We start from the raw sequence: 11,801 nt of genomic DNA, 5'->3' as shown, positions 1-11,801 counted from the left end.
CCGCGTCCTCCGGCCGGTTGCGGCCTCCCGCCCGGGAACCTCGGAAAGACACTCCGCTTTTTACCGAAAATTCGCGAAGATACTCCTGCGACCCCCATGGTTCCGTGAGGAAGCCCCCCAACAGAAAAAGCGAGAGCCGACAGTGAGCCACCGGTACGGACAGGCCAGCGCCGAGACGGACTTCGACCACATCTGCTCCCCCGGATGCGACACGGCCTTCCAGACGGAGCTGGGCGGCGCGGCCGCGGACGGGGCCGGGGTCCGCCTCCGGCACGAGCTCCTGCGCCCGGTCCTGTGGCTCAACAAGAGACAGCTGCGCGAGACCCTGGACGTGCTTCCCCCCGAGCTCACCCGGGCGCTCCTGGGCGGCCAGCGGGCCGGTCTCGCCAAGTCGCTGTTCAGCATGGACACCGCGATGAGGGTCCACGACTACCTGTACAAGAGGTCGTCGGAGACCCAGCGCGTCCGCTACCTCCTCGCGTTCGCCGCCCCCCTGTCCACGATCGTGCGGGCGCCCCGCTCCCTGGGGCTCGACGCCGCGGACTGCGCCGCCCTGCTGGCCGGGGCGGACGAGGCCCGCGAGGTGATGGAGCGGCGGCCGGAACTGCTCCACCACCTGGGCCTCACCGGTCTCCGGCCCGCTGCCACGCGGTTGTGCGGGCTCGGCGCGGCCGTCCTCAGCTGTCGCCCCGCGCCGCCGCTCGCCGTGGGTCTGCTGCTGGCGGACCCGGGGACCCCTCCTCCCGTCGCCGCCGACGCCGCGGTCCTGTGGGCTGCCATGCGCGGGCACCGCCCCGGCCTCCCGGAGGCGCCGCTGCCGCTGGACCGCCTCCTCGAACTGGCGGCCGAGGTACGCGAGGGCCTGCCGACCGGGGAGGAGCCGCCCCCCGAAGCGCCTCCGCGAGGCGCTCCCCACTCCCCGGCCCCGACCGAAGGACCCGCCGACACCATGACCGCCTCCCCCGCCGCCCCGCCGCAGGACGCCCCCGGCCTCGACGCGCTGGCGGCGGAGATCACGCGGCTCCGCTCCTCCTTCGCCACCGCCGCCGACTCCGCCCGGGGCGTCCACGACGCCGTCGCCGAGGGCCGCCGACCCGACCCCGCCGACCTCGACCGGCTCGGCTCCCTGGTCGGCGACCTGGACCGGGTCGGCTCGGCTCTGGCCTCGATCACCGGCGGCCCCGCCCCCACCTCGCTGACCGGCCTGGACGCCGGCCTGGACCGGGCTCGCGCCCGCGCCGCCCGGGCGGGCGTCCGCTCCCGGTTCGCGTCGCTCACCGGGCCCGACGAGATCGCGCCGGTCCTCGCGGAGATCCGGTCCGCGGCCGCGGACCCCGACGCCGACGAGGGCGTCACCGAGCACCTGCGCGCACTGGCCGGACTGGTGGACACGGCGGAGCGGACCAGTCCCTTCGACCCCGCCCTGTTCGAGCTCGCCGAACGCGTCCGCCAAGCGGTCCCTCCGGCATGGCACCCCTCCGTGATGGCCGCCATGCAGCGGCAGCTGGTCCTGGGCGCCCCGGCCGCCGCTCCCGCGAAACCGGTCGGGGCCTCCTCCCCGGAACCGGACGAGGGCCCCGGGGAGCCGGACGGGGCCCCGCCTCCTGCGGAGCCCTCCCCCGCCCCCGGCACGCCTCCACCCCCGCCCGCCCCCGGCCCCCTCGACGGGCTGGCCGAACTCGACGCCGCACTGGCCCGCGAGTCGGCCCCCGGACCGGTCGCGCGGGACGTCCCCGGACCGGGACCGGCCGCCGACCCGCCCGGAAGCGCCCCCGAGCGGCCCGCCTCCGGCAGCGGGGCCGCGCCCGAGGCCGAAGCCCCCGATCCGAGGCCCGAGCCGGCGGCCCCCACCGCCCGGCCCGCGCCGGACTCGCGCGCCCCGACCCTGGTCCGGCTGGAACGCCGGGCCATGGAACTGCACCGGTTCGCCCTCGCGGGCTGGCTGAACCGGGCCGCCGGAGTGCCGGGCGCCACCGCCGAGATCCGCTTCGCCGCCGCCTGCGCCGAGCAGGTGTACGACACCACCGGCCCGATGGCCGAGGCGTTCCGCGTCCGCGCCGAGGCCCTGTGCGCGGACCTTCCGGACGAGCCCGCCGACCGGCTGCTGGCGTGGGCCGCAGCGATCCGCGCGGCCCTGGTGGCCCCCCTGGAGGCGTTCCCGCTCATCGAGCAGACCTCGGCCGTCAACTCCGACCGACCGGCACTCCAGGTCATCGGGGAGGCGTTCCGCAACGCCGCGCAGTCCGGCGTCTACCTGGACCTCTCCCACACCGGCGAGCAGCTGCGCGACGCCGACCGCGCGCGGCAGGAGCACGGCGAGGCGGTGCGCAGGGCCGCCGAGCTCCGGGAGACCGCCCGGTCCCGGACGATCAGCTACCAGGCGGCCACCGAGCTCTGGCGGGGCATGGTGCGGCCGAAGGGCCAGCTGTGGGACCTGCTGGACATCCCGGCCGAGGACGACGCCGCGCGGCTGGAGGAGTGCCGCCGCCTCGTCGCCGGGCTGCTCGGCTCCGACGCGATCGACGACCTGATCACCCGGCAGTACAGGGAGTCCCGCAGCGGCACGTCCGGGAAGAAGCGCAGGACCATCATCGCGGGGGCGCGCACCGCGCTGCGCAAGTACATCGAGGAGGTCCGCGACACCGCGCACGAGTGGGTGAGGGCGGTGCAGCGGACGCGCGCCCTCGGCGACTCGCGCGGCGGGCTCGGCAACACCGGCCACGGCCTCACGGAGCTCGGCCAGGTCATGACCGAGCAGCGCGAGCAGGCCGACCGCGAGCTGGACGCCCTGGCCGGCGGGGACAACCCCCTGCTGGGCGCGGTCGCCGACGGCGTCCGCCGCCTGCTCGACGACACCCACGACCTGCTGCGCGGCCGCACCCCCGAGGCGAAGGGGCGCGCGGTCGGCCTGACGCTCAACCGCGACCTCCTGCTCATCCCCCGCATCCGGGTCCCGCTCTCCGGGGAGGTCTCCGACCTGCCGACGCTGCCGGAGCTCGCCGAGGTCCTGCACGGGGACGACCCGGACTGGGCGGCCGCCTGCGACGCCCGGATCGGGCGCGGCGACCTGGTGGGCGCCGAGCTCGTCGCCGCGCTGGTCCGCGAGACCGATCCGGCGTCGGCGGACCGGCTGGTGTCCCGGATCGCCGACCGGGTGGACGGGGCGCGGGCGCGGCTGCGCGCCGCGAGCGAGGAGTTCCAGGACGACGTGGCGCTGCACTGGCGCAACGGCGCGCTCTCGGAGGAGGAGGCGCGGCACCTGCGGGGCGCCGCGGAGGCGCTGCTCGCCGAGCCGGACCGCCGCGACTTCGACGTCATGGCGGCGGAGCTGGAGGGCCTGCGCGCGGAGTCGGGCCGGCTGCGCGACCGGCGCGTCAACGAGCGCAAGGAGGAGGTGCGCCGGGAGGCCGAGCGGTCCGGCCAGGTCGCGCGGCACGTCGACCGCCTTCGCGACTACCTCGACGACGGCCAGGTCACCAGCGCCGACGAGATGCTCGCCCAGTTGAAGGCCAACCGGGAGATCGTGCGGCGCGGCGCGGAGACCGACCACTTCTCGGCGTTCTACCCGGCCTTCCCCCGGGAGCTGGAGCGGACGCAGGGCCGGGTCCGCAGGGGCGACACCCCCGTCCACCCGGTGATCTCCGAGCTGCTGGCGCACCTGGGCCGGGGAGCGGGCGGCGCCGCTCCGGGGCTGGCCACGTCCGGGCACCAGGCGCTGTTCGCGGGGCTGCTGGCCGCGCGGGGCTCCGACAGCGAGCGCGCCACCGCGGGCGAGGCGCTGCGCCAGTGGCGGACGGTCGCGCGGAGCCCGAAGAGCTCGGGCAACCTCAAGAGCGCGGTCGAGAAGATCCTGCTGCTGCTCGGCGTGGACGGCACCGTTCCGCAGAGCCCGCTGTCCAGCGAGCCGCAGCACCGGGGGAAGCTGCTGTCGATGTCCCTGACCCGGGTCAAGCTCACCGGTGACGCGCTGCTTCCGGCGTTCGGCTCCAAGATGAGCCCTTCGGGCGACGAGCTCTCCCTGTGCCTGCTGTGGAACCGGCCCGAGCCGCGCGAGCTGTTCGACTGGCTGCGCAACGCCCCCCGCGACCGCACGGTCCTGGTGCTCTACTTCGGCCTGCTCACCCACGCCCAGCGCCAGAGCCTGGCGGCGCTGGCCCGCAGCCGCCCCGGCCCGGTGATCGGGGTGGTCGACGACGCCGTGGTCGGCTACCTGGCGGCGCTGGCCGAGCCGTCGTGGTCGACCACCGTGCGGCTGATCGCGCCCTTCACCGCGACGCGGCCGTTCCAGGCCACGCGGATGATCCCCGAGGAGATGTTCTACGGCCGGGAGGAGGACCTGGGCGCGGTCATGGCGCCCTCGGGCGCGCACTTCGTCTACGGCGGCCGCCAGCTCGGCAAGTCGGTCCTGCTGGCCGAGGCCGGACGCCGCCTCCTCACGCAGGGCGACCGGACCGCGGTCATCCAGCGCGACATCTACGAGATCGGCCGGTCCGAGCTCCAGGCCGAGTACTTCTGGATGACGCTGGGCGGCAAGCTGTCCGAGCACGGGATCGTGTCGGCGGCCGTTCCCGCGCCGTCGGGCAGGGAGGAGGTCTGCGACGCCATCCGGGCCTGGTCGCGGGAGAACCCCGACCGGCGGCTGCTGCTCTTCTTCGACGAGGCCGACGAGTTCCTCAACCTGGACGCCAAGGAGCACCGCTTCGCGAACGTGGTGGCGCTGCGCGAGCTGATGAACGCGACCGAGGGCCGGGTCAAGGCGGTCTTCGCCGGCCTGCACAAGATCGCCCGGTTCCGCAGCTACCCCAACCAGCCCTTCGCCAACCTGGGCGAGCCGCTGGGCATCGGCCCGCTGTCGTCGCAGGACGCCTTCGACCTGCTGGTCCGGCCGCTGCGCACGCTCGGCTTCCACCTGCCCGAGACCCTGGCGGTCAGCGTCATCGCCCAGGCCAACAACGCCCCGGCGATCGTGCAGTACTTCGGCGACCTGCTGCTCGACCGGCTGCGCCGGGCGCAGCCGGTCGAGCTGCCCTACGAGGTGACGCTGGAGGACGTCAAGGCCGTCCGCTCCGACACCGACCTCGACAAGGCGTTCCGGGACCGGTTCGAGTGGACGCTCGACCTGGACCTGCGCTACAAGGTGATCGCGTACGCGGTGGCGCTGCAGACGATGGACGCGCGCGACGCCACCGTGGACGAGAAGGAGCTGCTGGCCGAGTGCCGCGACTGGTGGCCCAAGGCGTTCGACCGGTGCTCGCTCGACGAGTTCGGCGCGCTCCTGGAGGAGTGCGTGGATCTGGGGGTGCTCGCCGAGAGCAACGGGGACTTCGAGCTGCGCACCCCGCACATCCTCACCCTGCTCGGCGGGCGCTCCAAGGTGGAGCGCGAGCTGGCCGAGGCGGAGGAGCGCTACACCCTGCCCGACGACAGCTTCGACCCGGCCTACTACCGCGCCTACTACAACGGCGGCCCCCGGCTGTCCCCGCTCACCGCGGCCCAGGTGGCCCGGCTGGGCAGCCCGGGCGGCAGGATCAGGCTCATCGTCGGCTCCGACGCCCTGCACCTCGACCTGGTCCCCAAGGTGCTGGAGGACGCGATCTCGAACGTGCGGGGCCGCTGCCACCGGGTGGAGTCGGGCCGGGAGACGTTCGAGGGGGCCGTGCAGCGGGCCCGGCAGAAGGACGTCGTCCTGGTCCCGCTCAAGGAGGACGTCAAGGCCGCGCTGGCCCAGGTCGCCGCGGCCGAGGCGGCGCTGCACGAGGACGCCGGGCGCAGGCCCAACATCGTCATGCTGGCCCGGCCCGCGCACGCGCCGCTGATCAGCGGCGCGCTCGGCTACCCCGCCTCCGACGCGGCGGCCGACGCGCTCGCCCGGATCGACGTCGTGGAGCTGCGCCGCTTCGGCCGGTCGGGGGTCGGGCAGTGGCGGCTGCTCGACGACTTCACCCGCATCGCCAACGACGCCTTCCACGAGCAGCTCTTCGAGGTGACCGGCGGCTGGCCGTGCCTGGTGAACGCCGTCATCAAGGACGTCGTGGGCGGCGAGCAGCTCGTGCCGAAGAACGCGCTGGAGCGCCGCGCGGCGAGGCTGCGCGAGGATCCGGGGGGCTTCCTGGAGAGCACCGGGATCACCGACCACCCGGCCGTCCTCGCGGCCTGGGGCGAGATCGTGCGGCACGGATCGGCCGAGACCCAGGACGACCTCGCGCTGCTCCTGGAGCTGGCCGAGGAGCAGTCCCCGGGGTTGTTCGACGCGGACCGGCACGGGGGGATCGGCCACACCGGCCTGGTGAACGTGCTGCGCGCGCTGGGGGCGCTGGTCCCCGGGGAGGGCGGCCTGCTGTCCCCCGAGCCGGTGCTGCTGCGCACCTACCAGGCGTCCCGGTACTCCGCCGCCGACGAGAGCCGCGTCCGGTGAGCGGCGCGATGACGGAGCGCCCGGACCCGGCGCTGCGGCTGGTGGCCTCGGTGGTCCTGGCCCGGCCGACGTTCGGAGGACCCGAGCGCACCGCGGCCGAGCTCGCGGACGGCCGCCCCGCGTGGCTGCTCGGCCTGCTCGCCCGCTTCCCCGCCCTGCGCGACGGGGCGCGCGCCGCCGCCCGCCGCCCGCTGCCGCCCGCCGGCGCGCCCGGCGGCCTCGACGAGGCCGAGGCGCTGTGCCGCCTGCTGCTGCACCCCGCCCCGGGCGTCGCGGACGCGGCGGCGGCGCTGGTGGAACCGCTGTTCCCGCCGGTCGAGGAGAAGGCCCCGGAGGACGCCCCCGCTCCGGCGTCGGAACCGGTCGCCGCCCCGGCCTCGGCGGCCACCGGTCGACCCGCCGACACGGGGGCGTCCCCCCGGAGCAATCCGGCCAAGAGGCTCAAGTGGCTGGAGCGCAGCCGCGACGAGCAGCGGAGGAAGGCGAGCAACCTCTCCGGCCGGCTGCTCAACGCCGAACGCGAGCGGGACCGGGCCCTGGCCGAGGCCCGCGCCGAACGGGCGCGGGCCGAGGAGCTGGCCGACCAGCTCGACAGCACGGCCCAGCGGCTCGACTTCGCCGAGGCCGACCGCACCGACCCGCGCGTTCTCGCCGGGAGGCTCGCCGGGGTGTGGGAGGCCGCGGAGCCCGGCCGCGCCGAGGCCGACCGGGCCGGGCGCGACCCGCGCCCGCGCGGGCACGGCGTCCCCGTCGAGGGTGCGGCGCGGACGCGGTTCCGCTCGGCGGCGGAGCGGGCGGGGATCGCCGTCGAGGGCCTCCTGGCCGCGCTGCGGGCGCTCGCCGCGCCGGAGGCCGCCCCCGCGCCGTCCCCGCCCCGGCCGTCGCTGGAGGTCGGCGCGCAGCGGGAGCTGCGGGTCACCCAGCTCGGCGGCGGCACCTCGATCGGCGGCTCCTGCGTGCTGGTGGAGGCGGGCTCCACCCGGCTGCTCGTCGACGCGGGGACGGCGCCCCGGCGCGCGTGGGGCGACTCGGGCGCGCCGTCCGGGATCGCCGCCGTCGACGGGCTCCGCCTGGACGCGGTGGTGGTCACGCACGCGCACAACGACCACGGCGGCTACGTCCCCGCGCTGCTGGCCGGGCGCGCCCGCTTCCCCGTCGTCGCCACCCCCGAGACCGCGGAGCTGCTGCCGACGATGTGGCGCGACTCCGCCCGGGTCAACGGCCGCGACGCGGCCCGGCTGGCCGACTACGGCGCCTCCGGTTCCGGCGCCCTCTACGGCGTGGCCGAGGTCGCGGAGGCGCGGCGGCGGCTGACCGCGCTGCCGGTGGGCGTCGAGCACTCCGTCGGCGACGTGACCGTCGAGCTGTTCCCCGCCGGGCACATCCTGGGCGCGGCGGGCGTGGTGGTGCGCGCCGGGGACAGGAGGGCCGTGGTCACCGGGGACATCTCGGGGTTCGCGCAGGAGACCGTCGGCGGGTACGCGCTGCCCGAGTCGGCGCGCGGGGCGGACCTGCTGGTCGTGGAGACCACCTGCTGCGGCATGGACCTGGGGCCCCGGGAGAACGGGGTCGACCGGCTGGTGTCCACGGTCGCGCGGACCTGCGAGCGGGGCGGGCGGGTGCTGATCCCCGCCATGTCGCTGGGGCGCGCCCAGGAGCTGGCGGGCATCATGCGCCGCCGGCTGCCCGAGGTCCCGGTGCTCCTGGACGGGATGGCGGCCCTGCTGGCCCGGCAGTTCGAGCAGGCCACGGCGGGCGGCCCGGCCCCGTTGTCGATCCTCGGCGGCAACGTGGCGCGGGTGGACCCGCGGCGGCGCGCCGAGGAGGTCGCGTCGCTGCGCGGCGGGGTGGTGATCAGCCCGGCGGGGAGCCTGGCGGGCGGCCCCGTCGTGGAGTGGGCGCGCGCGATCCTGCCGGACCCGGACAGCGCGGTGCTCATCTCGGGCCACACCGACGAGGAGGCCCCGGGCGGCCGCCTGGAGCGGCTGCGCGACGGCGACGGCCGGCGCTTCACCCTGGACGGCCCGGACGGCCCGGAGGAGGTCGAGGTCCGGGCGCGGGTCGCCGACATGCGGCTGTCCGCGCACGCCGACCGGCCGGGTCTGCTGGAGATCGTCCGCGAGGTGGACGCGTCCCGCGTCAGCCTGGTGCACGGCGTCCCGTTCCACCAGAAGGAGTTCGGCCGCGTCCTCACCGCCGAGCGCCGCCGGTGGGCCCTGGGGCAGGAGGGCGTCCCCGTGGCGCTGTGACCCCCCTCGTCCCGGCGACCGTGACCTCTCCAGGGTCCCAACCGCTTCCGAGCCCCCGGAAGGTCACGACCACCGGGAAGAACGGACGCCGCGGCCCCGGACTACGTCAGGTCCGACGTGGCGGCGGCCGGAGAACCGGGTATGTTCGTCGGCCCCCCTCGCGAATCGGAGTCCCCTACATGAAGGTGCGCCACGCACGCTGGATACCGGTGTCCGTCTGGATCGCGGGCGCCGCCCTCCTCGCCCTCGGCGCGTGGCTGTGCGCGACCGCGGACTACGAGACCGGGGTCCCGGTGATCGCGGCCGGCGCGGCCGGAAGCGCCTACGCCCTGCTCCAGTGGCGGCTCCCCTACTTCGTCCTCACCGACACCCAGATGGTCCTCCCCCTGCAGCTCGGCCCCTACCGGCGGACGGGCATCGGCGGGCCCGACCGCCTCGCCGTCGAGGGGGACCGCGTCGTCGTCATCGCCGCGGGGAACCGGCGCGTCCCCCTCCCGGTCTGGCGCCACCTGGCCCACCCCGCCGACTGGGCCGAGCTGGCCGCCCGCCTGCCCCGGCGCGGCGGACCGGACCCCCGGGACCGGGAGCCTGGCCGGTGGTCTTGAGCTTTCCGCCTGTTCCGGGGTCCGAAAGGGCGGAAAGTCCGCGACCGCCACGAGCGAGGGCGGAACCGGTCCGTTGACCGGTCAGGAAGCCGGGGTGGACAGCGGTTCCGCCGGTTCGCGGACGGGATCGACCCGGCGGGCGAGGACGACCGCGACGACCGCGCGGGCTCCGGCCCTCTTGAGGCGGTGGGCCGCCGACCGGGCGCGGGGGGCCGGACCGCTCCCCGGACCCGGGAGCCGGTCCGCGTGTCCCCGGGGCCGCGTGGCGGCTACGGCCTGCCGCAGCACTTCTTGTACTTGCGGCCGGACCCGCACCAGCACGGCTGGTTCCGCTCCGGCGGCCACACCGGGAAGTCCCCGCCGCGCCGGTACTTGTCCAGGGCCGCGTCGTCTCGGGTCTCCCGGGTGAGGACGCCGGTTCCCCGCCTCTCCGCGAACTCCCGGATCTCCACGAGGGAGAGCGGGATGTCCGGCCCCCTGGAGAAGTCCGTCTCCGCCCGCATCCGCCGCCGGTCCAGCTCGGTCTCCCGGAAGTAGCGCTCCGGGGTGGGCTCCTCCCCGCCCTCGAAACCCGCGAGCAGGCTCTCGGCGTGCGCCGCCGCGACGTCGGAGCGGACGACGTGGGAGAGGACCGGACCGTCCCGGTCCTCGGCCGGGGAAGGGGCGGCCGCTCCCAGCGCCTCGACCCCCCGATCCCTCCGGAACCCGATCTCGCGCTCGGCCATCCGGTCGATGTCGTCCGGGGCCAGGCCCTGCCTCCTGCGGAGTCGGGCCCGCACCTCGGCGGCCAGCAGGTCGCCCGTGTCCCCGGCCTCTTCGACGCCGTCCGGGGCCAGCCAGCCCTCGACACCCCGGTCGTCCCGCCACAGCGCCCGGCGCGTCTCCCCCCGTTCCTCCAGGAACTCCGCGATCAGCGACGCCACCGTCCGCGCTTCCTCGTCCCGCTCCCACAGCTCCGCGATCGCGGCCTCGGCCTCGTCGTCGCGGCCCAGGCCGAACAGGGTCTCGACGCGGACGCCGTAGGCGTATCCCACGTACTCGCTTCCGGGAAAGTCCGCGATGATCCGCGCGGTCAGGTCGAGGGCCTCTTCCGGCCGCCCGATCCGGTTCAGCTCGTCGATCGTGTCCAGCATGGTCTCCCCCGCGGCCTCGGGGTACTGGCCGATCTCGCCTTCCATGACCCGGAACAGGGACCCGACCTGCCTGTCGTCCGCGCGCCGCCCGGATCTCTTTCTCCTCGCCATGCGGAAAGCCTACGAGAAACGGCCCGACCGGGTACGGGACCGCACGGGATCCGGCGGTCCACTCCCGGACGGCAGCCCCGCCCCGTGGGCGGCGCGTCGGGGAGGAACTGGCCGAGCACCGTCCCCCGCTCGGCGGTCTCGTCCTGGAGCTCCCGGTTCTCACTGGGACAGCAGCGGTTGGTCCCGGTTCCGATGACCGCCACGGTGCGTCCGCCGTGCCGCAGCGCGGCGGTCCGAGGGCCGGTCCCGCCCCCACCCGGAATGATCACGGGCTTTCCGCCCTTCCAGGCCCTGAAACGGGCAGAAAGCCCAAGACCACCAACGCCCCCACACAGACGACCAGGGCGGCCCGTCAGGACCGGCTGTGCCACCGGGTCGAGTCCCTCTTCTCCGACTGCCCCAAGCTCCCCAGGGTCATCGACCGGCGCGCCGCACCGAGCCACGGCTACCGGGCCGTCCACGTCGTCGTCTATCCCCACGGCATACCGGTGGAGGTCCAGGTGCGCACCCGCCTCCAGCACGAGTGGGCCGAGGCGTTCGAGAGGTTCGCGGATGCCGTGGGGAGAGGGGTCCGCTACGGTGAGCCCCCGAAGTACGAGATGGTCTACGACCAGCAGAACAATACCTGGATCACTGTCCCCTTCCGTGGCGAGGGGGCAGGACTGGGATCGGATACGGGCACACCTGCCATCCACCACCTGAGCGAGCTGTCGGATCTGATCATCCGACATGAACAAGAGAGACGTCTGGCTCCTGAAGCGACCCAGACCAGTCAGGCCGAGGCCGAGATCCTGGCGAACCTCAGACGTCTTCAGCGTGTGTTCTCCAACCTGGCCGATGCACTCAACGGAAGGTACGGTGGATAAGTGACGAACTTCCTTCTGGTCTATGACCGCTCACGGGGCGAGCTTCTCCGCGAGACGGAGTTCGACAACACCCGCGAGGCCATGCGCGCCCGGTTCGCAGCCGAGGACGCCTACCAGGGTCAGAACATCGAGGTCGTGGTGCTCAGCGCCCAGTCTCGTGACGACCTGCTGCAAACACACGGACGGTACTTCCTGTCCATGAACCAGCTCATCGAGAGATTCTCGGCGTCGGTCCGAACCGCCGCAGCTTGAAAACCCAGCGCGTTCAGCCGCCAGCGCGGCCCCTCACTCGTGGTTCCGGGTGCAAGGACGGGGTGATGGCCCGAACCGAACCTCCATCCCAGCGCGGCCTCCGCCACGGCCTCGGGGACCGGAAGAGCAGCCTCCGGACAACGGTGGATCCGTATCGGCCCCACCCCCAT

Annotated in this window: 7 protein-coding genes; 5 read left to right on the top strand and 2 right to left on the bottom strand. The window is 75.2% G+C overall.

Annotated features, from left to right (window positions below; all coding sequences use genetic code 11):
• The first annotated feature begins 142 nt into the window (after positions 1-142).
• The 3 genes from EV190_RS24270 to EV190_RS07230 all read left to right on the top strand — a co-directional run bounded on the left by EV190_RS24270 (position 143) and on the right by EV190_RS07230 (position 9,269).
• Positions 143-6,415, top strand: a complete 6,273-nt coding sequence (locus EV190_RS24270; RefSeq protein WP_166655399.1) for a hypothetical protein — start codon at positions 143-145, stop codon at positions 6,413-6,415.
• Between the two features lie 8 nt (positions 6,416-6,423).
• Positions 6,424-8,664, top strand: a complete 2,241-nt coding sequence (locus EV190_RS07235; RefSeq protein ID WP_133740682.1) for an MBL fold metallo-hydrolase — start codon at positions 6,424-6,426, stop codon at positions 8,662-8,664.
• Between the two features lie 179 nt (positions 8,665-8,843).
• Complete coding sequence (locus tag EV190_RS07230; protein ID WP_133740681.1) at positions 8,844-9,269, top strand: hypothetical protein; 426 nt, start codon at positions 8,844-8,846, stop codon at positions 9,267-9,269.
• A gap of 269 nt (positions 9,270-9,538) precedes the next feature.
• Here EV190_RS07230 and EV190_RS23985 read toward each other — a convergent pair whose 3' ends face one another.
• Positions 9,539-10,459, bottom strand: a complete 921-nt coding sequence (locus EV190_RS23985) for an SEC-C metal-binding domain-containing protein (protein WP_449181823.1) — start codon at positions 10,457-10,459, stop codon at positions 9,539-9,541.
• Positions 10,378-10,716 carry a hypothetical protein gene (locus tag EV190_RS24555; RefSeq protein ID WP_449181796.1) on the bottom strand — a complete coding sequence of 113 codons (339 nt, stop codon included), beginning with the start codon at positions 10,714-10,716 and terminating at the stop codon, positions 10,378-10,380. Before EV190_RS24555 ends, EV190_RS23985 begins: the two co-directional genes overlap by 82 nt.
• A 12-nt stretch (positions 10,717-10,728) precedes the next feature.
• Between EV190_RS24555 and EV190_RS23975 the strand changes: the two genes are divergently transcribed.
• Positions 10,729-11,379 carry a RelA/SpoT domain-containing protein gene (locus EV190_RS23975; protein ID WP_243742414.1) on the top strand — a complete coding sequence of 217 codons (651 nt, stop codon included), beginning with the start codon at positions 10,729-10,731 and terminating at the stop codon, positions 11,377-11,379.
• Positions 11,380-11,631 (top strand): hypothetical protein, encoded by a 252-nt coding sequence (locus EV190_RS07210; protein ID WP_133740679.1) that lies wholly within the window; start codon positions 11,380-11,382, stop codon positions 11,629-11,631.
• Positions 11,632-11,801 lie beyond the last annotated feature (170 nt).

Source organism: Actinorugispora endophytica (assembly GCF_004363075.1).
Lineage (GTDB): Bacteria > Actinomycetota > Actinomycetes > Streptosporangiales > Streptosporangiaceae > Actinorugispora > Actinorugispora endophytica.
This window is presented reverse-complemented; position numbering and strand designations above follow the sequence as displayed.